Annotated in this window: 17 protein-coding genes; 8 read left to right on the top strand and 9 right to left on the bottom strand. The window is 64.5% G+C overall.

Translation table 11 applies throughout. The features are described from left to right. Positions 1 to 66: 66 nt before the first annotated feature. The 3 genes from ACFQNJ_RS06785 (at position 67) to ACFQNJ_RS06775 (ending at position 3,706) form a co-directional block, all read left to right on the top strand. Entirely contained in the window at positions 67 to 1,887 is a 1,821-nt protein-coding gene (locus ACFQNJ_RS06785) for a 3'-5' exonuclease (RefSeq protein WP_382255267.1), read from the top strand. Between the two features lie 638 nt (positions 1,888 to 2,525). Further along, on the top strand, positions 2,526 to 3,227 hold the full coding sequence (locus tag ACFQNJ_RS06780; protein ID WP_382255264.1) for a type II TA system antitoxin MqsA family protein: 702 nt from the start codon (positions 2,526 to 2,528) through the stop codon (positions 3,225 to 3,227). Next, the gene (locus tag ACFQNJ_RS06775) at positions 3,224 to 3,706 is read left to right on the top strand and encodes a hypothetical protein (RefSeq protein WP_382255261.1); all 483 of its coding nucleotides are present in this window, start codon (positions 3,224 to 3,226) and stop codon (positions 3,704 to 3,706) included. Before ACFQNJ_RS06780 ends, ACFQNJ_RS06775 begins: the two co-directional genes overlap by 4 nt. A gap of 96 nt (positions 3,707 to 3,802) precedes the next feature. On the opposite strand, the gene ACFQNJ_RS06770 is transcribed toward ACFQNJ_RS06775, so the two are convergent. Continuing rightward, the gene (locus ACFQNJ_RS06770; protein ID WP_382255258.1) at positions 3,803 to 5,659 is read right to left on the bottom strand and encodes a glutamine--tRNA ligase/YqeY domain fusion protein; all 1,857 of its coding nucleotides are present in this window, start codon (positions 5,657 to 5,659) and stop codon (positions 3,803 to 3,805) included. Positions 5,660 to 5,685: 26 nt separating this feature from the next. Further along, positions 5,686 to 7,038: a type II toxin-antitoxin system HipA family toxin YjjJ gene (gene yjjJ, locus ACFQNJ_RS06765; RefSeq protein ID WP_382255255.1), complete on the bottom strand. Its 1,353-nt coding sequence runs from the start codon at positions 7,036 to 7,038 to the stop codon at positions 5,686 to 5,688. 284 nt (positions 7,039 to 7,322) lie between these two features. Between yjjJ and ACFQNJ_RS06760 the strand changes: the two genes are divergently transcribed. Further along, positions 7,323 to 7,772, top strand: a complete 450-nt coding sequence (locus ACFQNJ_RS06760; RefSeq protein WP_374641339.1) for a hypothetical protein — start codon at positions 7,323 to 7,325, stop codon at positions 7,770 to 7,772. 20 nt (positions 7,773 to 7,792) lie between these two features. On the opposite strand, the gene ACFQNJ_RS06755 is transcribed toward ACFQNJ_RS06760, so the two are convergent. Further along, positions 7,793 to 8,446, bottom strand: a complete 654-nt coding sequence (locus ACFQNJ_RS06755) for a DUF924 family protein (protein WP_382255252.1) — start codon at positions 8,444 to 8,446, stop codon at positions 7,793 to 7,795. 92 nt (positions 8,447 to 8,538) lie between these two features. Here ACFQNJ_RS06755 and ACFQNJ_RS06750 point away from each other — a divergent pair, with 92 nt between their 5' ends. Continuing rightward, a complete protein-coding gene (locus ACFQNJ_RS06750) occupies positions 8,539 to 9,003 on the top strand; it encodes a hypothetical protein (protein WP_382255249.1) in 465 nt (154 codons plus the stop codon). A gap of 5 nt (positions 9,004 to 9,008) precedes the next feature. Further along, entirely contained in the window at positions 9,009 to 9,587 is a 579-nt protein-coding gene (locus ACFQNJ_RS06745; protein ID WP_382255246.1) for a hypothetical protein, read from the top strand. A gap of 6 nt (positions 9,588 to 9,593) precedes the next feature. Here ACFQNJ_RS06745 and ACFQNJ_RS06740 read toward each other — a convergent pair whose 3' ends face one another. The 4 genes from ACFQNJ_RS06740 to mutS form a co-directional block, all read right to left on the bottom strand. Further along, complete coding sequence (locus ACFQNJ_RS06740; RefSeq protein WP_382255243.1) at positions 9,594 to 11,570, bottom strand: PAS domain S-box protein; 1,977 nt, start codon at positions 11,568 to 11,570, stop codon at positions 9,594 to 9,596. Between the two features lie 107 nt (positions 11,571 to 11,677). Beyond that, positions 11,678 to 12,517, bottom strand: a complete 840-nt coding sequence (locus tag ACFQNJ_RS06735; protein WP_382255240.1) for an alpha/beta hydrolase — start codon at positions 12,515 to 12,517, stop codon at positions 11,678 to 11,680. Then, the gene (locus ACFQNJ_RS06730; RefSeq protein ID WP_374641351.1) at positions 12,517 to 13,347 is read right to left on the bottom strand and encodes a proteasome-type protease; all 831 of its coding nucleotides are present in this window, start codon (positions 13,345 to 13,347) and stop codon (positions 12,517 to 12,519) included. Before ACFQNJ_RS06730 ends, ACFQNJ_RS06735 begins: the two co-directional genes overlap by 1 nt. Beyond that, entirely contained in the window at positions 13,344 to 15,956 is a 2,613-nt protein-coding gene (gene mutS / locus ACFQNJ_RS06725; protein ID WP_382255237.1) for a DNA mismatch repair protein MutS, read from the bottom strand. The genes ACFQNJ_RS06730 and mutS overlap by 4 nt, the downstream gene beginning before the upstream one ends. Before the next feature lie 120 nt (positions 15,957 to 16,076). Here mutS and ACFQNJ_RS06720 point away from each other — a divergent pair, with 120 nt between their 5' ends. Beyond that, on the top strand, positions 16,077 to 18,443 hold the full coding sequence (locus ACFQNJ_RS06720) for a PAS domain-containing sensor histidine kinase (RefSeq protein WP_382255234.1): 2,367 nt from the start codon (positions 16,077 to 16,079) through the stop codon (positions 18,441 to 18,443). A 2-nt stretch (positions 18,444 to 18,445) separates the two neighbouring features. On the opposite strand, the gene ACFQNJ_RS06715 is transcribed toward ACFQNJ_RS06720, so the two are convergent. Together ACFQNJ_RS06715 and ACFQNJ_RS06710 are read right to left on the bottom strand one after the other, a co-directional pair. Next, the gene (locus tag ACFQNJ_RS06715) at positions 18,446 to 18,982 is read right to left on the bottom strand and encodes a MerR family transcriptional regulator (protein ID WP_382255231.1); all 537 of its coding nucleotides are present in this window, start codon (positions 18,980 to 18,982) and stop codon (positions 18,446 to 18,448) included. A 24-nt stretch (positions 18,983 to 19,006) separates the two neighbouring features. Next, positions 19,007 to 19,303, bottom strand: a complete 297-nt coding sequence (locus tag ACFQNJ_RS06710; RefSeq protein WP_382255228.1) for an SCP2 sterol-binding domain-containing protein — start codon at positions 19,301 to 19,303, stop codon at positions 19,007 to 19,009. Positions 19,304 to 19,467: 164 nt separating this feature from the next. On the opposite strand from ACFQNJ_RS06710, the gene ACFQNJ_RS06705 reads away from it, so the two are divergent. Beyond that, on the top strand, positions 19,468 to 21,078 hold the full coding sequence (locus ACFQNJ_RS06705; RefSeq protein ID WP_382255225.1) for an acyl-CoA carboxylase subunit beta: 1,611 nt from the start codon (positions 19,468 to 19,470) through the stop codon (positions 21,076 to 21,078). The last annotated feature ends 26 nt before the right edge of the window (positions 21,079 to 21,104 follow it).

Genomic DNA, 21,104 nt, shown 5'->3' with positions numbered 1-21,104 from the left:
CGCCTTTCATCCCACATCTTTGGCATGATGCCAAAGGTATTCAAATCAAACAGGGGATGACAGACGATGGCGGTGCTGATACCGGCCTTGGGCAGTTGTGTGGCCCGCATGACCAGTGGTGAACGGCGGGTGGCTGAGCGGCTGGAACAGAAACTCGACGCCGACTACCTGCTCTGGTACGACGTGGCCGTCGGCCCCCGGCACCAGCATCCGGACTTTGTCGTCATGCACCCGCGCCGGGGCATCCTGATCCTGGAGGTCAAGGACTTCCGGCTGTCCACCCTCATCCAGGCCAACAAGCAGACCTGGGACATCCACGGCGAGCTCGGCCCCAAGACCATTCCCAACCCGCTGGAACAGGCCCGGCAGTACGCGCACCAGGTGGTCAACGCGCTGGAGCGCGACCCGCAGCTGGTGCAGCCCGAAGGCCGGCACCAGGGCAAGCTGGCCTTTCCGTGGAGCTACGGCGTGGTGCTGCCCAACATCACCCGCGCGCAGTTCGACAAGGCCGAACTCGCCCACGCCATCGAACCGCACCGCGTCGTCTGCCAGGACGAGATGGGCGAACAGGTGGAGCCCGAGGCGCTGCAAAGCCGGCTGTGGGACATGTTCCCCTTCATGATGGGCGGCGTCATGTCGCTGCCGCAGATGGACCGGGTGCGCTGGATCATGTTCCCCGAGGTGCGCGTGCAGGTGACCGGCGAGCTGTTTGACGATGCCGACGAAGCCGCCGAACTGCCCAGCATCATGCGGGTGATGGACCTGCAGCAGGAGCAACTGGCCCGCAGCCTGGGCGACGGTCACCGCGTCATCCACGGCGTGGCCGGTTCGGGCAAGACCATGCTGCTGGGCTACCGCGCCGAACACCTGGCCAAAGCCCAGACCGCCGCCAGCAAACCCATCCTCATCCTCTGCTACAACGAACCGCTGGCCCGGCAGATTGCCCGTGTGATGGCCGCCAAAGGCATTGCCGAACGGGTGCATGCGGTGCACTTCCACAAATGGTGTCGTCAGCAACTGGTGGCCTACGGGCAAGACCTGCCGCCCAAGAACCTGCCGTGGGACGCCTTCTTTGAAGACATGGTCCAGCGCGTCATCACCGGCGTGGACCGCCGCCAGATCCCCAGCGGGCAGTACCAGGCCGTGCTGATTGACGAAGGCCACGACTTCGCGCCCGAATGGCTGCGCCTGGTGGTGCAGATGGTGGACCCCGCCACCAACAGCCTGCTCGTGCTGTACGACGACGCACAGAGCATCTACGACCGCACGCAGAAGAGCAAAAACTTCAGCTTCAAAAGCGTGGGTATCCAGGCGCAGGGGCGCACCACCATCCTCAAGATCAACTACCGCAACACGCGGCAGATCCTGCAAACGGCCAGCCTCGTCGCCGCCGACCTGCTGACCGCCGAAGACAAGGACGACGACGGCGTGCCCCTGCTCAAGCCCGTGAGCTGCGGGCGCGACGGCGAGGCGCCGCTCATCGTGCGCCTGCCCACCCTGCGCGAAGAAGTGGCCCGGGTGGCTGAGCTGCTGGCCACCGCCCACCGCGAAGGCCACGCCTGGGCCGACATGGCCATCCTCTGCCGCCACCACAGCGAAATGGACATGTGCGCCGAATTCCTGCGCAAACGCAAGCTGCCGCACCAGCTGCGCCGCAACTCGTCCAGCGTGTTCGACCCCGCGCACGACAGCATCAAGGTGATGACGCTGCACGTCAGCAAAGGGCTGGAGTTCCCGGTGGTGGCGCTGGTGGGCGCCGGGCGCATGCCCGCCGAGGGCGAAGACGAGCGCGAGGAAGCGCGGCTGTTCTATGTGGGGGCCACGCGGGCGACGCAGCGGTTGGTGATTGGGGCGAGTGGGAACGGGAAATTCGCTGCGCGCGTCTAGGCAAAAGGCAAGACCTGACCCCCATGCCAGTGCCAGTAACCCCCATGCCAGTGCCAGTAACCCCCATGCCGCTCTATGCCCTGCACCGACACCCTGCAGTGAGAGTGAGTGCCTTGGGTGTATTTTTTTGAGGCTTGACCCGGTGCTTAAACACCACATCTGCGCTTCCGGAACAGCCAAAGCTATGGACAATCACGGAAAGTACCTTTAAGGTATCGAACCTTCATGACGTATTCGACTCACACACCACAGCTCCCTGAGCAGCCACTGAGCCTGTGCTCCGATGTTGAGCGCAAGATTGGCAGCCGATGTTGGGACCTCAAGGCAGTTCAGTCTGCTGTATCGAGCAATGAGCTTAGCTTGAACTTGAGTTCTACCGCTAGTGAGCAAATTGTTTCAGAGCTTAATTGGACTTCTTCTCAAGTAGTTGGGTTTTTTCAAGCTTTGCACTTGGGGCGGTATAACGATTCTGAATGGTGTCTTCCTCCAAGTTATGGCAACAAGTTCGGACCTTTAGCTGCCGATAGTTATGTAATGGGGTTTGATCGGATGAAGCTGGTTGAGAGCCAGTTAAGGGTGCCTTGGGTTTACATAAAATTCAGTGTGCGGGAGAAATCTAAGCAGATTTTGATATTTTCTTGTCATCCGACAAGATTTTGATGGAGATTGTTATGACTAATAGTCGGGTGTGCCCGTTTTGTGAGGAAGAGGCTGCTCGTGTGGTCGAGTATTCGGGGAAAATTAAATTTGGAAGGAAGAGTGTTTTTGTTTCTGGTCTTAAGAAGGTGGTTTGCGATCGTTGTGAAAGTGAATCTATTCCGCTTGAATTTCATGATAAAAATACCGAATTGATTCGTGATGCTGCTTCGATTTCTGGTGAAGTGATTTCTGTTGATGTCTTGAAAGCATTCCGTGAAAAGTGGGGTCTTTCGCAGAAAGATGCTTCATTGATTTTTGGTGCAGGTGTTAGCTCTTTTGGTAAATGGGAAAGTAGGCAATCGAACATTAGTACCCCTGCAGCTTTATTAATTCAGGTTGCTGCTAAGTTTCCTGAGGTAGTTTCTTTTTTGGCGAAAATGGCTGATGTGGATTTGTGTCCAAGTAGCAGTGCTGCGAAGGAGTCGGTGTCTGCTTCTTCTCATAAGCTGTACGGTGCCTATGAGACTGTTTCGTCAAAGCTCGAGGATGCAGCTAACGGGATCTATATTCATGTTCCGAACTCCAGAGACAAATATGCAAGCTTTCCCAAGAAGGCTTTGAGTGCATCTTGGGAGATGGCGAACTTCGAGCACATTGGTGCTGTCAGAATAGATGCAGGCGTTAATAGGGGTGCGGCATGAGAGCTAGTCCGATCCAGCTTCTAGAGTCTTTTCCAGAGAAGGTATTGGTGGAGGCGGCGCTGCTCGATCAAGATGAAGAGCAAGGGCAGCAGGCTTTTGAAAAAGTCGACCTTCAAATCATGCGAGGCATTGAGCCATGTAGTGATTTTTGGAAGATTGATCCTCCGGTTTCGGGGGTGAATGATCGAACCTTTCGAGTTACGTTGGGGGTTAAAACTCCGGAGAATAAGCCGGCAGGTGGGTATTCTTTTGAGTTTGTTGTTTCTGGAATTGTTGCATGCCTGCCTGAGCGCGTCGGAGATAAAGCGCCCATAGATGTGGCATTTGAATATGGTCTTACAATTTTATATGGGATGATTCGGGAGCAGTTTTCGTTTTTGTCGGCCCGCATGCAGCCTGGCATTCGCTTTTTGCCCACCGTTAGTTTCATGGGGGAAATGGCTGCAAAGCCTCTGCCGGCACCGGATTCTTCTGAGTAGAAACGTGTCGGAAGCTAAAGCAGAGGGCCCGCTTAGCGCGGGCCCTCTCATTGACTGATCAGTACTCAGCCATTTTTTGTGCGGCTGAGTCCTTAATTACTTTCCCCAGGAGTCCTTCAACCCCGTCACCCGGTTGAACACCACCTTCCCGCCCACGCCGTGGTCCGCCCGGTCGGCCACAAAGTAACCGTGCCGCTCAAACTGGAATTTCTGGTCTTGCTTCGCTGCGGCCAGTGATGGCTCCACATAGGCCGTCACCACCTTCAGGCTGTCGGGGTTGAGGGCGTCCAGGAAGTTCTTGCCGCCCGCGTCGGGTTGCGGGTCGGTGAACAGGCGGTCGTACAGGCGCACTTCGGCGCTCACGCCGTCGGCGGCGCCCACCCAGGTGATGGCGGCTTTGGCCTTGACGCTGTCCGCGCCGGGGGTGCCGCTCTTGGTGCCGGCAATCACTTTGGCGTGCACTTCGGTCACGGTGCCGTCTGCGTCTTTGGCGCAACCCGTGCATTCGATGACGTAGCCGCCTTTGAGGCGCACCATGTTGCCCGGGAACAGGCGCTTGTAGCCCTTGGGCGGCACTTCTTCAAAGTCCTCGCGTTCGATCCACACGTCCTTGCCGATCTTGAACACGCGGTCGGGCGGGGGTGTTTGCCCCTCGGCAATGGCGCTGTGGGGCAGGGCGGGCTGGGTGCAGTCTTCGGTGTAGCCGTCAGAGCCGAACACTTCGGCCCAGTTGGTGAGCACCAGCTTGACGGGGTCGAGCACGGCCATGCCGCGGTGGGCCTTGTTTTCCAGGTCTTCGCGCAGGCAGCCTTCCAGCGTGCTGTAGTCGATCCAGGAATCGGCCTTGGTCACGCCAATGCGTTCGGCAAACAGCTGGATGGCCTCGGGCGTGTAGCCGCGGCGGCGCAGGCCGACGATGGTGGGCATGCGCGGGTCGTCCCAGCCGCTGACTTTTTTCTCGTTCACCAGTTGCGCCAGCTTGCGCTTGCTGGTGATGACGTAGGTCAGGTTCAGGCGCGCAAACTCGTACTGCCGCGGTGGCGGGGCCTTGAGCAGGCCGCCTTCGATCAGGCGCTCCATCAGCCAGTCGTAGAAGGGGCGCTGGTCTTCAAATTCCAGCGTGCAGATGGAGTGGGTGATCTGCTCCAGCGCGTCCTCGATGGGGTGCGCGAAGGTGTACATGGGGTAGATGCACCAGGCGTCGCCCGTGTTGTGGTGCGTGGCGCGGCGGATGCGGTAGATGGCCGGGTCGCGCATGTTGATGTTGGGCGACTGCATGCTGATCTTGGCGCGCAGCACGGCGGCGCCGTCGGCCAGTTTGCCGTCGCGCATTTCGCGGAAGCGGGCCAGGTTTTCGTCTGGCGTGCGGGCGCGGAAGGGGCTGTCCACGCCGGGCTTGCCGAAGTCGCCGCGGTTCACGCGCATTTCTTCGGCGGTCTGTTCGTCCACATAGGCGTGGCCGGCGGTGATCAGGTATTCGGCCGCGCGGTACATGAAGTCGAAGTAGTTCGACGCGTAGTACAGGTGGCTTTCCTGCTTGCCGTTGAAGTTGGATTCCCAGTTGAAGCCCAGCCACTGCACCGCGTCGAGGATGGAGTCCACGTACTCCTTTTCTTCCTTCTCGGGGTTGGTGTCGTCAAAGCGCATGTGGCAGACGCCGCCGTAATCGCGCGCCAGGCCGAAGTTCAGGCAGATGCTCTTGGCGTGGCCCACGTGCAGGTAGCCGTTGGGCTCGGGCGGGAAGCGGGTGCGGATCTTGGCCGGGTCGGGCTGGCCGGCGTCGTGGAAGGCGGCATCACCCGGGCCGCCGCCCCATTGGCGCTGGGCGTAGGTGCCGGTGGCCAGGTCTTTTTCGATGATCTGGCGCAGGAAGTTGGAGACCTTGTGCTCCTCGCCCTCAGCGGCGGCGGGAGTGTTGTTTTTGTTGGGGTTTTGGGTGGTGTTGGAGCTCATTGCTGCATTCTAGGGCGGTGCCTGGTTCACAGGCAGGACACGGTCTGTGCGTTGGCTTGCGCCAAGGCTCGGAAAGTGGCGCTGATGCGCTCATCTTGCGCGGCACGCTGCCAGAAACGCACCGCCAATTCGCGCGCCTGGGGCCACACGGGCAGGGTGTGCACCGTGGGGCGGGGCGGCTGGGCGGCAAAGTCGCGCGGCACCACCTCACCCGCCACCGGGGCGTAGAGCATGGGCAGCATGTCGTAGGCCGGGGCCAGGCGCCAGCGGTGGTCGTGCAGCAGCAGGGACAGGTTGCCGTGGTGGCGGTCGGTGTTGGCAATCAGGGCGCCGTAGGCGTCCAGCAGCACGATGGTGCGCACGTCGTCCGCGCTCAGCCGCTCCGGGCCGGCGCGGTCGGACCGGTGGGCGGTGTCGACCCAGTTGGTGCCCTGGCCGATGTACTGTCGGTCGTACACCTCCAGCGAGACCATGCCGACGCGGCCCTGCGGCGTGCGGTCGAAGCGGCGGCTTTGCAGGAAGACGCGGCCTTGCGCCTGGACAAGGTCGGTGACGGCGGCCGCGATGCCGGCGTCGGCCAGGGTCTGCAGGGCCAGCGCTTCGCAGACCAGCAGGTCGCGCCAGCGCTGGCTGGCGGCGCTGTCGTCGGCGGGAGAGAACTTGACCAGCACGGGGTGGCCATCGCGCACGGCGCTGAACTTGGGCTGCTCGCCGCCCGCGCTGGAGCCGGCCAGTGGCTGGCCCAGCGCCTGCGTGGCCAGGGCGGGGTACTGGGTGGTGGGGTCGGTCACCACCGGGGCGGCGCAGCGCGCAGGGGCGGCCAGGGCCTGGTAGCGGTCGAACGCGGCGGCGCCGACGATGAGGTTGCCGGGCAGGTCTTCACCGGCGTTGACCAGGGCCTTGAGGATGTGGTCGTCGCTCCAGTGGGCGAGGTTGGAGGGCAGGTGCAGGGCGGGGTGCTGGCCCACAAAGCCACGGCCCAGAAAGCCCTGGGGCCGCATGTCGTACAGAAACCAGGGCAGGCTATCGTAGAAGGCGCTCTGGCCGTGTTCGCGGTCGGCTTCCTCCATCCAGAAGCCGCCCCCGCTCAGCGGGTAGAGCGTACCGAAGAACTGCACCTGACCATCGGGCTGCACGGCGTGGATGGGCACCTGCCGGCCCACGCCATCCACCTCACGTGGCAGCAGGTAGCGCCGGGCGCGGGCTGCACCCACGGCCACCACCTGCCCGCTGGCCAGCAGCGGCGCGAGCAGGCGCGAAGCGGTGGGTTGGCTGATGCCCAGGCGCTGCTGCAACTGGCTGCTGCTGGCATGGCCACCCAAGGTGTGCAGGGCAGACACCAGGGTGGACGACGCGGAAGGGGACTCTGCAGCGGGCATGGAATGGATGTTTGAATGAATTTCAGAATGAATATTTACATTGTGACTTGAAAAAAGTCAATGAAAATCAATGATTTGAAGATGAAATAGGAGTGGACTCCGGCCATTTCTGACTGGATAAAACCAGTTCATGTGGCTTGATCTTGCCCGTGGCGCAGCCGTTTGGCGTGCGGGCCCAACCGACGAGGGGCGGGCCGGAACGATCAGGCGGCAGGGCTTTTACGGTATGGTTCGTGTCAACACTTGGTTACCGCCTGACTGCCGCCGTTTTGCCCTCCGCCGCCATGACCCGAGACAACCCCGACACCATTTCCATGGGCGAAGAAACGTCCCACTGGGAAGCCACCCAGGTCGAAGACGTGTTCTTGCCGACGGTGCGGGTGCAGTTGTCCTGGCGTGACGTGGAGGATGCCGTGGCCAATGGCGCCATCGTGCCGGCCGAAGCGCATTCCCTGTGGGCCACCTGGGCCATGCCCGGGGCGCCCACGCGGGTGGTCAGCGCGCCGGCGTATCCGCCGTCGGGCATGCCCATGCAGATGCCGATCGATCTGCACGACAGCGGTTTTGCCAGCGACAGCGTGTTTGCCAGCACCCGCCAGCGGGGGGATTCGCTGTTCCGCGAGATGCCGGCCGTGCCTGCCCATGGTCAAGGCGGCCGTGCTTTGGCGGGTGGCCTGGGTGCTGCGCTGGGCTTGCTGGCCGGTGTGGGCCTGACCTGGCTGCTGCTGGGCTGAGTGCCTGGTCCAGGCCGGTCTTACTGGCCGAACCGGGGACCGTCGACAAGAAAGGCGGTTTCTTCGGCGGTGCTGGGCCTGCCCAGGGCGGCGTTGCGGTGCGGGAACCGGCCAAACCGGGCCACGATGTCGCGGTGCAGGATGGCGTAGCGCAGGTTGCCCGCCAGCGTGTCCCGCAACGGTGCCGGCGCCTGCTGCTGAAGCACCGTGAAACGGGCCACGCATTCTTCCTGCAAGGCCAGGTCTTCCGCGTGCATGAGGGGCATGTACATGAACAGGCGCCCCACCACGGGAAGCCGGGCGTCCAGCCTCTGGGTCAGGGCATCCGTCACCAGGGCCTGCGCGCGGGCGTCGCCGGCAAAGGCTTGTGGTCGGCCGCGGTGGATGTTGCGGGTGAACTGGTCCAGCAGCAGCACCAGCGCCAGGCGGTGATGCGGGTCATTTTCCCAGTCGGACAGACCGCCTTCGATGGCGTGGGTCACATCGGCCGCAAACCTTTGGCGGATGCGCTCGTCCACCGCCGCGCCGCCCTTGAACCAGAGATCGTCCCGGTCGGCGGCGGGCCAGTCGCAGGGCCAGTCGTCCCCCATCCAGAAGCGCAGCACGTCGACGGGCGTGGTTTCCGTGGGAAAAGTCACGTGCGACGAAGGTGCAGCAGGGTTCTTGTTACGCATGGCAACGACTTTGACGAAGCATGAGAAAGAGAGTACCTTGTGCAAGGGTGTAATGCAGGTCAGGGAAACACTACCCCCTGCTGGAGTAAACCATGATGAATTTGCCGAATGTTCTGCGCCCCGCCCGTGTGATGGCACTGGCGGTGGCCTCTGCCGGCGTGTGGGCACTGTCTGGCGCCGCCAGCCTGGCCCAGGCCCGCGACGATGTCTACTGGTCCATCGGCGTCAATTCGCCGGGGGTGTCGGTGGGTGTGACCAATACCCGGCCTGTGGCGGTGTACCCGGCCCCGGTGATCGTGCACAGCCCGCCGCCGGTGGTGTATGCGCCGCCGCCGGTGATCTACAGCCCGCCTCCGTCGCGTTCGGTGCGGCCGGTGGTGGTGCACCAGGCGCCGGTGGTGGTGTATGGCCCGCCGCCGCATCGCCGCCACTGGGATGACCATCCTGGCCGTGGGCACAAGCACGGTCATCGCCACTGGCGCGATGACGACGACCGGCACGACCGCCGCTGGGACCGTGACGACGACCGTCGCGGTGGTCGTTACTACCAGAATTGATGCGGGTGTCTGACGCCAGCGTGGGCCGGCGTGCGCTCTGCACGGGGCTGGTGCTGGCCGTGGCGGCGCTGGGTGGCTGCGCGCTGGTGCAGCCCGGCCCCCGTACGTTGGAAATCTCGGAAGCGCGGCTGGCCGATCTGGTCTCCCGGCGCTTTCCGCTGGATCACCGCTACCTGGAGATGGTGGACGTGTCGCTCTCGCGTCCCCGATTGCGCCTGCTGCCGCAGGAAAACCGCATCCAGACCGAGCTGGACTACACCATGGGCACCGCGCTGCCCGGCACCCGCTCTGTGCGCGGTGTGCTGGGCTTGAGCTACGGGCTGCGCTTTGACCCGGCGGACCGCAGCGTGCGCCTGTCCGAGGTGCGGGTGGAGCGCTTTGATGTGCCCGGCGTGCCGGCCGGGCAGGCCGAGCGCATGAGCCGCCTGGGCAGTGCCGTGGCCGAATCCGTGCTGCAGGACGCCGTGATTCACCGTCTGCGGGCGGACGAACTGAAGGTGGCCGAAGGCTGGGGCTATGAGCCGGGGGCTTTTCGGGTGGTGCCCGGTGGCCTTCAACTGACCATGACCCCGGTCCGGCGCTGACAGCGTTCAGGCGGCTGACGACGGACCGCCGGCGACCGGGGTGAGCGTGAAGCAGAAGGTGGCGCCCTCGCCGGGGGCCGATTCGGCCTCGATCGTTCCACCGTGTCTTTCGACGATGCGCTTGGATGTGGCCAAGCCGATGCCCAGGCCTGCGAACTCGCCGGGCTGGTGCAGGCGCTGGAAGGGCTGGAACAGCTTGGCGGCGCGTGACATGTCGAAGCCGGCACCGTTGTCGCACACGCAGAACCAGCGCTGACCATTGACGATCTTGCCGTAGACGCGGATACGGGCCACCGGCTGGTGGGCGGTGTACTTCCAGGCATTGCCCAGCAGGTTCTGCAGCAAGGCCTCGACCAGCAGCGGGTCGGCTTCTGTTGTCAGGCCCGGTTCCACCGTCCAGTCGACTTGCCGTCCGGGGTGCTCTCGGGTCAGGTCCTCGCACTGGCTGCGTGCCAGGTTGCTGATGCTGACCGGGGCGCGCTGCAGTTCGCCGCGCGAGAACTGCGAGAGCTTGAGCAGCCCGTCAATGAGCAGACCCATCTGGCGGCTGGCGCTCATGATGCGCCGCAGGTTGTCCTGCGTGGGCGCGTCAAAGTCGGGGTGGTCTTCCTGGATGGCCTGGGCAAAGCCGTTGATGATGCGCAGGGGCGACCGCAGGTCATGCGCGACCGCGTAAGAGTAGCTTTCCAGTTCGTTGTAGGCGCCGCGCAACTGCTGGGTGCGTTCGCGGATGCGAGCCTCCAGCGTGGCGTTGAGCTGCTGAACTTCCAGTTCGGCGCGCTTGCGGGAGGTGATGTCGTAGGTGACGCCCAGCGCACGAATGGCCTTGCCGGCGGCATCGCGTTCGAACTCGGCCTGAGCCAGAAACCAGCGCTCTTCGCCGTTGATGATCACTCGGTACTCGTCTGTGTAGGACGCCTCGCCCCTGACACCGCGGTACCAGTTGCGGGACATCCGCTCACGATCGTCCGGGTGGCACATGGCCACCAGGTCGTCGCGGGTGAATTCGTGCTGTGACAGCCCGAGCATCCGGTGCGACTCGAACAGGGTGCGGAAATGCATGGTGGACAGGTCCACCGTCCAGGTGGCGAGGCCGGCCAGGCGAGCCGCCTGGCGCATGAGCTGCTCGCTGGTGCGCAAGGCCTGGTTGGTGGCCTTGGTCTCTGTGATGTCCTGCACCACCGAGATGAAGAAGTCGGGTTCGCCCCGGTCGTCGCGGATGAGTGCGACCGTCAGTTTGACCCAGACGATGTGGCCGTCTCGGTGGAAGTAGCGCTTTTCCAGCGTGTAGTCGGACCGCTTGCCGGCGATCGCCTGCTCCAGCAGTCCCACATCGTCGGCAATGTCGTCCGGGTGGGTGATGTCCTGGAAGCGCATGTTCAGCAACTGCTCACGCGGATAGCCCACCATGTCGCAGAAGTGCTGATTCACCCGCAGCAGGGTGCCATCCAGGCCGACGTGGGTCATGCCGGCCGCCGCCTGCTCGAACGTGGCCATGTATTGCCGGTGGGTTTGCCGCGCAGCCTCGCTCGCCTCGCGCAGGCGCTGGTTCTTCTGCTGGACGAGCGAGATGGCGCCGATGACCACCAGCTGGGTGATCAGGTGCCAGCCGTTGAGCCAGAAGGCCTCCATCGGGTTGTCAAAGGCCAGCGAAAAGTAAGGTTTGACCAGGAAGAAATTGACGATGAGCATGCCCAGCACCGTGCTGAGCAGACCCGCCGCCGCGCCGCCATAGACAGTGGCCAGCACCACCGCGAGCGACAGCGTCACAAAGCGGCCGCCGGATTCGGCGGGGGCCAGCATCACCCGCAACCAGGCCGCCAGCAGCGTGATCACCACCGCCACCAGCAGGCGCTTCCAAAGGCTGCGCCGGGCGGGATAGGCATCGAGCGCCCATGCCCAGAATCGCCGGTTGTCCGGCGATGAGGCAGGGAGCGCGGGCACCGGATCGATGCCGCTGGTGTTGGGGTGTGGTGGCTGCACGGGGGCTGACAGTTAGCTAGAACCGGTTATACCGGTTTTAGCCGTCCTGAAGACCCCCAAATGTCCCGGGTTCGTGCAACAGTTGTCCCGGTTGATGTGTTCTGGCGTCAGCCCGCCATGCAGCGCAGGGCCTTTTCGATCAGGGAGGCGGTGTCCTGCGGGCGCTCCATCGGGAACAGGTGCGATCCCTCCGTCATCTGCAGGCGGTCGCCCGGGTTCTTGCCCACCACCTTGAGGGTCATGCGCATGCCCACCTGGCGCATCTCTTCGGATTGCGTGCCGCCGATGAAGGCCACGGGGCACTGAAGCGGATGGCGGCGAAGCAGGCGGTCGAGGTTATGGGGCAGGGTGTTGTAGATGGCGGTTTCGACGTCGCGGTCAAAGGCCAGCATGCGCTGGGTGCCGTGCGCAGTGCTCACGTCGACCGTGCCGTGATCGATGTAGTCGCGCAGAACCTGGGGGTCCCAGCGGGCGAAGGCTTTCTTGTGCTGGAAGTGCGCCAGTGCTGCCTCTGCATCGGGCCAGGCGTTGCGGCGCTTGCGGCTGATCTTGCCCGGCGAAATGGAACCCACCAGCTGGGTGCGCTTGGCCAGCTCCACCGTGCGGGCCCGCCAGCCGCCCAGCAGGGGCGAATCCAGCAGCAGCACACCCTTGATGCCATGCCCGCCCAGTTGGGGGAAGCGGGCTGCGCACATCAGGCTGAGGAAGCCGCCCAGGGAATGGCCCACCAGCCAGGCCGGCTGGCCGTGCCGTTCGATCTCGGGGCCGGCAAAGTCGGCCAGCTGCTGGACCAGGTGGGGCCAGTTGCTGGTGACGGGATATTGCGGGTCGTGGCCGAACTTGTCGACACCCCGCACCGTGTAGCCACGGGCGCGCAGGCTGCGCTTGAGCACGGCATAGGTGCCCAGCGGAAAGCTGTTGGCATGGGAAAAGATGATGAGGGACATCAGATCAGCTTGTCCTTGGGGGTGCTGATCTTGCGCAGCGGCTGGCTGCGACCGCTGCCCTCGCACATCAGGGGGACGTCGGTGGGGCTGCCGTCCCAGGTGGGGTGCTCGATGCTGTCGAAGACCTCGCGCAGCTTCTGGCCCCAGGTGCGGCGCACCATCTGGAAGTAGGGGTTGTTGTCGTCGATGCAGGTGATCCGGTCGCTCTTGAGGGCGTTGGCCTCGTACACCGCCATGTCCAGCGGCAGCCCCACCGACAGGTTGGACTTCAGGGTCGAGTCCATCGACACCAGCAGACACTTGGCGGCTTCGTCCAGCGGTGTGTCGGGCGTGATGACGCGGTCCAGCACGGGCTTGCCGTACTTGGATTCACCGATCTGGAAGAAGGGGGTTTCCGACGTGGCCTCGATGAAGTTGCCGGCCGAATAGACCTGGAACAGGCGCATGCCTTCCCCTTTGACCTGGCCACCGAAGATCATGGACACGTTGAAGTCGACGCCGGCGCGCTTGAGGGACTCGCCATCGCGGTTGTAGACATGGCGCACCGCTGAGCCCAGCACCCGAGCGGCATCGAACATGCTCTTGGCGTTCCAGATGGTGATCGGCTCGCCACCCTCGTGGTCGTTGAGCTGCTCGACCTGCAGGATCTCGCGCACCGACTGCGAAATGCTCAGGTTGCCGGCCGAGAGCAGGCACATGAAACGGTCGCCGGGCTTTTCGTAGACGATCATCTTGCGGAAGGTGCTGATCTGGTCCAGGCCCGCGTTGGTGCGGGAGTCGGAGAGGAACACCAGTCCGGCCTTGAGTTTGACGGCGACGCAGTAGGTCATGATTTCTGGGCGAGTTTCTTGAGGGCGTAGAGCTGGTCCAGCGCTTCGCGCGGACTCAGCGCATCGGGGTCGATGTCGGCCAGGGCGGCCAGCACCGGTGGGGTTTCGGGTTCGGGCGCTGCGGGCGGCGGTGCAAAGAGGTCGACCTGCACGCGGCTGCTCTCGCTGTGGGCTTCCAGCGCGGCCAGCGCGTGTTTGGCGTGCTGCACCACCGCGGAGGGTACGCCCGCCAGCCGCGCGACCTGGATGCCGTAGCTGCGGCTGGCCGGGCCAGGCTCAATCTGGTGCAGGAAGACAATCCCGCTCTTGCCGCCGCCTTCGACGGCGCTGACGTGGACGTTGACCGCACCGTGGTGGGTGGCGGGGAATTCGGTCAGCTCGAAGTAGTGGGTGGCGAACAGGGTGAAGCAGCGCGGCTTGTCGTGCAGGTGGGCGGCGATGCCGCCGGCCAGGGCCAGGCCGTCGAAGGTGGAGGTGCCCCGGCCGATCTCGTCCATCAGCACCAGACTCTGGGGGGTGGCAGCGTGCAGGATCTGGGCGGCTTCGGTCATCTCGACCATGAAGGTGGACTGCGCGTTGGCCAGGTCGTCGGCGGCGCCGATGCGGGTGTGGATGGCGTCGATCGGACCCAGTCGGCAGCTGGCGGCGGGCACGTAGCTGCCCATGCTGGCCAGCAGCACGATGACGGCGACCTGGCGCATGTAGGTGCTCTTGCCGCCCATGTTGGGGCCGGTGATGACCTGCATGCGCTGCTTGCCGCCGAGCACGGTGTCGTTGGCGATGAAGCTGCCGCCGCTGGTCTCCTGCAGGCGCGCTTCGACGACCGGATGGCGGCCACCGCGGATCTCGATGCAGGGTTCGGAGGTGAAGGTCGGCTCGGTCCAGTTGAGGGTCAGCGAACGCTCAGCCAAGGCGCAAAGCGCATCCAGGGCAGCCATGGCGCGGGCCAGGCGGGTGAGCGGGTCGATGAAGGTTTGCAGCTCGTCCAGCAGGTGGTCGTAGAGCCATTTCTCGCGCGCCAGTGCCCGTTCCTGAGCCGACAGGGCCTTGTCTTCGAAGGCCTTGAGTTCGGGCGTGATGAAGCGCTCGGCGTTCTTGAGGGTCTGGCGGCGGCGGTAGTCGTCGGGCACCTTGTCGATCTGGCCCTGGGTGACTTCGATGTAGAAGCCGTGCACCTTGTTGTACTGCACGCGCAGGTTGGCGATGCCGGTGCGCTCGCGCTCGCGGGTTTCCAGGTCGATCAGGAAGCCGTCGCAGTTGGTCTGAATGGCGCGCAGTTCGTCGAGCTCGGCATCAAAGCCGTCGGCGATCACGCCGCCATCGCGAATCAGGGCCGACGGCTCCGGGCGGATGGCCTGGGCCAGTAGCTGGGCACAGGCCGGTGGTGGGGTCAGGTCGGTGCCGATGTGTTGCAGCAGCGCTGCATCGGTGTGACTTTTGTCGGCCTGCAGGACGCCCGCCAGCTGGTGCGCACGGACCAGGGTTTGGGTCAGGCCGACGAGTTCGCGTGGGCGCACCTGGCGCAGCGCGATGCGGGCGGTGATGCGCTCGACGTCGCTGGCGCCCTTGAGCTCGCGGCGCAGGGTCTGCCACAAAGGGCTGGTGTTGCCGGCACGCAGCACGCCGATGGCGGCCAGGCGCTCGCGGGCCTGGTGGCGGTCGCGCCGGGGCTCCAGCATCCACTGGCGCAGGGCGCGACTGCCCATGCCAGTGTGGCAGGTGTCCAGCAGCGAGAACAGCGTGGGGCTGGTCTCGCCGCGCAGGGTGTGGGTCAGTTCCAGGTTGCGACGGGTGTTCAGCGGCAGGTCGATCAGCTCGCCGCTGCGGGCCACCTGCAGGCTGCGCACATGGTTCAGGGCCTGGCCCTGGGTGTGTTCGGCATAGGCCAGCAGGGCGGCCGCGGCGGCGTGGGCATCCTTGAGGTCCTGCGCGTCCCAGGCCGACAGGCTGGCGGCCTGCAACTGCTCCAGCAGCTTGCGTTCACCCAGACCGGCATCGAAGGCCCAGGCCGGGCGGACCACGGCCACCAGGCGTTGACCGCTGGGCAGGGGCTGGCTGCTCAAGGCCTGCAGCGATTTTTCAAAGGAAGGGGTGACTTCGGCGCTGTAGAGCACCTCTCCCGGGGCTATGCGGGCGATCCAGTCAGCCAGTTCGTCGCTGGCGCACTGGGCCAGCGTGACGATGCCCTGGGTGACCGACATCCAGGCCAGGCCCACGCCGGTGCGGGCGCCCGGGTGTACCGCCAGCAGCACGGCCTCGGTCTTGTCGGACAGCAGTTCGGTGTCGGTGAGGGTGCCGGGGGTAACCACGCGCACCACCTTGCGCTCGACCGGGCCCTTGGCGGTGGCCACGTCGCCCACCTGTTCGCAGATGGCGACCGACTCGCCGAGCTTGATCAGTCGGGCCAGGTAGCTTTCCACCGAGTGAAAAGGCACCCCGGCCATGATGACCGGTTCGCCGGCCGACTGGCCACGCTGGGTCAGGGTGATGTCCAGCAGACGGGCGGCTTTCTCGGCGTCGCCGAAGAAAAGCTCGTAGAAATCCCCCATCCGGTAAAACACCAATGTGTGCGGAAATCCGGCCTTGATGGCCAGATATTGCTGCATCATGGGGGTGTGTCTGTCCAGCGGCGCGCTCAAGGGGGGTCTCTTCGGTATGCGTCAAACCAACCGGCAACTGTAGCAGTTCGCCCCGCTGTCTCAGGATCCCGATTCCTGCCAGTCCCACACATGCCAGAGTCTGTCTTTGTCCAGGTCCAGGGTGTTGAGCACGCAAGTGCAGATGTCATGCATGCGACGCCGCTGCCGTCCGTCCCGGCCATGGACCTGCTGTTCGCGGCCTCGCCGTTGCCACAGAGCCTGAGCCGGCGGCTGGACGGGGCCTTGCTGGCGGTCAACGATGCGTGGGTCCGGCTCACCGGCATCGCGCGGGCGCAGGCACTGGGCAGGACATCGCTGCAGCTGGCCCAATGGCCGTCGGCCATGGAGCGGCAGGACTACCTGGAGAGTATCGAACGGGGAGAGCCGTCGTACACCGTGGAGTCCTATGGTGAGCGTGGGCTGCGGGTGCGCTTGAGCACCACCCGGCTGATGCACGAAGGGCAGGAACTGCTGCTGGTGGGGTGGGAGGACATCACGCGGGAACATGAGGCTGAATCCCGCCTCATGGAGGCCAACCGGCGTCTTCAGCAGCAGGTGGAGCTGCATGAGGCCACCGAGAAGCTGGCGCGGGTGGGCCACTGGACCAATCCGCAGGACGCCGAGCAGGTGATCTGGTCGGCTGGTTTGCGAGAGATTGTGGGTGTACGGCCCGATGAGGTGCTCACGCGCGACCAGGCAAGAGCGATTCTCCATGAGGAGGACCGGGCCGCCTGGCTGGAAGCCAGGCAGGCGCTGGACGGCCGTGTGCTGGAGTTTCGCATTCGCAGACCGGATGGCCAGATCCGGTGGGTGCGAAGCCGCATGGATCAGACCACTGTCTGGGGCAATCCCGACACCGACTTCGGTGTGGTTCAGGACATCACGGTCGAGAAGCAGGCGCTGGAGGCTCAGGCCAGTCAGGCCGAGCTGATCCACCACATTGCCGCGCGGGTGCCTGGTCTGATCTATCAGGCGCGACTGCGTCCGGATGGTCGCAGCGAAATACCGTTTGTCAACGATGCCGTGCGAGATCTGCTGGAACTCGATGCGGATGAGTTGCGTCAGGATGCCAGCGCTCTCTTCTCCCGCGTCCACCAGGACGATCTGGTGAGCGTGTTGCAGGCGCTGGCGGATTCGGCCGAGAACCTCAAGCCCTGGCGTCAGCTTTATCGGGCGGTTTTGCCATCGCGTGGCGTTCGCTGGATGCGGGTGGAAGCCGTGCCCCAGCGCGAGCCGGATGGATCCACCCTGTGGCATGGGTTCACGTCCGATGTGACCGAGTTGCAGCAGGCGACCGAGACGCTGATGGAGCAGCACCTGCAACTGGAGGCGGCGACCGCCGAACTTGCGCGCCAGAAGCAGACGCTGCGGGTGACGCTGGACAGCATGTCCCAGGGCATCACGCAGGTGGACAAGAACCGCCGCACGATTGTCTACAACCAGCGTTTTCTGGATATGCTGGATCTGCCGGAATCGTTGATGGCCACCCAGCCCACGCATGAACAGATCACCGCCTTCCAGAGGGCCCGGGGAGACTTCGGCGAGAACGGCGCGCTGGTGGAAGACGACGCGCGGCGCTACGTGATCGGCGAGCAGGGGGTGCCGATGCCTTCGCACTACCTGAGGAAGACCCGGGACGGGCGCACCCTGGAAGTCCGGACACGGCAGCTAGAGCACGGTGGCATGGTGCGCACCTTCAGCGATGTGACCACCTATGTGCAGGTTCAGGAAGAAGTGCGGCGCCTGAATGCGACGCTGGAACAGCGTGTGAAGGAGCGCACCGCAGAACTCGAAAGATCCATGCGTGACATGGAGATCATCTCCTATTCCATCGCACACGACCTGCGGGCACCCTTGCGTGCCGTCAACGGTTTTGCCAGCCTCATTGCCGATGAAGGTGAGGAACTGCGGCCGATGACCCGTGACATGTTTCAGCGCATCTCGCGAGCGTCGGCGAACATGGGGCAGATGATCAGCGACATGCTGGAGCTGCTGCGGGTGGTGCGCGCCGACCTGACACCGGCGCCGGTGAACCTGGCGGAGTTGGCCCGCAGCGCCGCCGATGCGCTGGCACCGGGCATGGAGCAGGATGAACTGCTGTGCGAAGTCATGCCACCGGCGCTGGGCGATGCGACGCTGCTGCGGCAGGTGCTGCTGAACCTGCTGGACAACGCCATCAAGTACGTTCGGCCGAATGAGCGCCCCCGCGTGGTGCTGGGCTATGACGCCGTACGGGCCGCGTACTTTTTGCGCGACCAGGGGCGGGGCTTCGACATGGCGCGTGCCGAGAAGCTCTTCGGCCTGTTTCAGCGCATGCACGCCGGGATGGAGATCCCCGGCACGGGGGTGGGTCTGGCCATCGTGGCCCGCATCATCGAGCGTCATGGTGGACGCATCTGGGCCGATTCGCAGCCAGGCCAGGGAACCACCTTCTGGTGGACGCTGCCTACCGCCTGAGTTCAGTCGGCCAGCTTGTCGGTCCGCTTGCGAAGTTCGAGCTGGCGGCGGCAGGTGGTGTTGATGACGCGCAGTTCGGCCAGGGTTTCGTCGATCTTGGCCCGTTTGGCTTCGAGTTCCTGGATGGCGGTGTCGGTGCGGCTGATGACGTAGCTCAGCTGCTGCGCACGGCCCTCGCCGTGGTCACCGTACAGGTCCAGATAGCGCTTGATTTCGGACAACGGTGAGCCAATGGCCTTGGCGCGCAGGATGAGCGCCAGGCGTGCCCGGTCGCGCCGTGTGTAGACGCGCGCGCCGTTGATGCGCATGGGGGAGAGCAGGCCCTTGTCCTCATAGAAGCGCAGGGCCCGCAGGGTCACGTCGAACTCCTTGCACAGCTCGGTGATGCCGAACAGTTCGGTGGTCCCTGCATCGCGGTGCGAGTCCACGAAAGCCTGGGCATCGGCGGCTGCGGTGGCATCCGGGATGGCTGGCGTTGAGACGGCCTGTGCGCCGTTGGCGCGCTTGGCGGTCTTGCGGGGAGCGAGCGGGGTGTTCAAGGAGTTTCCTGTCGGGGCAAATCTTCAGATGACGCGCTGCAGTCGCATGGCCACACCCATGTCGCCCGAGACCTTGAGCTTGCCCATCATGAAGCCGGTGGCAGGCTCAAGGTCGCCAGTCAGCAGCGCAGCGAGATTATCGAGCGTGATGCCCACGGTGCAGTCGGCGGCCTTGTCTTCGTTGTCGACGCTGTTGGGGGTGGACTTGCCGTCGATGTAGACGAAACCGTCGCTGCCGCAGTCGAACTTGAGGGTGGCATTGAGGCCGCTGTCGGCGCCGACTTTCTGGCGGATGGCTTCGGTACAGGCTTGCAGATCCATGGTGGTCCTTTCGTTTGAGATGTTGCATCGGCGATATGCCGGCGCTGGCCCGATGCTATGCCTCAGGGGTTCCGTAATGCATAGGGAAAATACCTAAACGGAATCAGATTGACGTTAACGTCACCCTGCCGTCTAATGGCTGACATTGCACAGGAACCACACACATGCCAGTCATCCGTTCCAAACTCCAGCCCAAGTCGGACGCCTTTGCCGCCAACGCCCGCCGCATGGCTGAACTGCTCGCCGAGGTGCGTCGCCTTGAGCAGGTCGTCATCACCGAATCCGAATCCAGGCGCGAGAAGTTCGAGAAGCGCGGACAGCTGCTGCCACGTGAGCGGGTGGCCCGCCTGCTCGATCGCGATTCGACGTTCCTGGAGCTGAGTCGACTGGCCGGCCTGAACATGCACGACGACGATGGCAAGAAGTCGGTCATGGGCGGTGGATCCATCGTGGGCATCGGCAAGGTGGCCGGCAAGCGCTGTCTGATTTCGGCCAACGACAGTGCGGTCAAGGGCGGCACCGTCTCGCCCATGGGCCTGCGCAAGGCGCTGCGGGCGCAGGAGATTGCGCGGGAGAACCGCCTGCCGCTGATCTATCTGGTGGAAAGCGGGGGTGCGAACCTGATGTACCAGAGCGAGATCTTCGTGGACGGCGGTCGCAGCTTTGCCAACCAGGCCCGCATGTCGGCCATGGGTCTGCCGCAGGTCGCGGTGGTGCACGGTTCGTCGACGGCAGGCGGTGCGTACCTGCCGGGGCTGTCCGACTACGTGATCCTGGTGCGCGAGCGCTCCAGCATCTACCTGGCCGGTCCGCCACTGGTCAAGGCGGCCATCGGGGAGGATGCGACAGACGAGGAGCTGGGCGGGGCCGAAACCCACGCGCAGGTGACCGGCCTGGGCGAGTACCTGTGCGAGGACGACGCGCACGCGATCGCGATGGCGCGCGAGGTGATGGACAAGCTGCGCTGGGACACCGTGCCAGACGCTGCCTCAGCGCCGGAACCTCTGTACCCCGAAGAGGACTTGCTGGGTGTGGTACCCGCCGATGACCGCGAGCCCTACGACGTGCGCGAGGTGATTGCCCGCCTGGTGGATGGCTCGGACTTTCTGGAGTTCAAGGCGGCCTTCGCGCCCGAGACGGTGTGCGGGCATGCGCGCATCCAGGGGCGGCTGGTGGGCATCCTGGGCAATAACGGGCCGATCCAGCCCAACGGCTCCACCAAGGCAGGGCAGTTCATCCAGCTGTGCGACCAGAGCGGCACGCCGCTGCTGTTCCTGCAGAACACCACGGGATACATGGTGGGATCGGCAGCCGAGCGGGCCGGCGCTATCAAGCATGGCTCCAAGATGATCCAGGCGGTGGCCAACGCGCGGGTGCCCAAGTTCACCGTGGTGCTGGGCGGCTCCTACGGTGCCGGCAACTACGGCATGTGCGGTCGGGGCTTTGATCCGCGCTTCATCTTCGCCTGGCCGTCGGCCCGCACGGCCGTAATGGGTGGCGAGCAGGCGGCGCGGGTGATGGACATCGTCAACCGCGCCAAGCTCGAGCGCATGGGCATGCCGGCCAACGACGAGGCGCTCAAGGCCATGTCCGACGGCTTGCGCATGCGGCTGGACAAGGAATCGGCCGCGCTGTTTGGCACCGCCCGTCTGTGGGACGACGGAATCATCGACCCGCGCGACACGCGCCGCATTCTGGGACTGTGTCTGGCCATGGCCGAAGAAGCCGCCAGCCGGCAGCTGCATCCCAACACCTTTGGCGTGGCCCGCTTCTGACGGCGGATCTGCCACACCGCATCGTT

The organism is Hydrogenophaga bisanensis, from assembly GCF_042665135.1.
GTDB classification, from domain to species: domain Bacteria; phylum Pseudomonadota; class Gammaproteobacteria; order Burkholderiales; family Burkholderiaceae_C; genus Hydrogenophaga; species Hydrogenophaga bisanensis.
The sequence above is the reverse complement of the archived record's forward strand: the minus strand, read 5'-3'. Positions and strand labels throughout refer to the sequence as shown.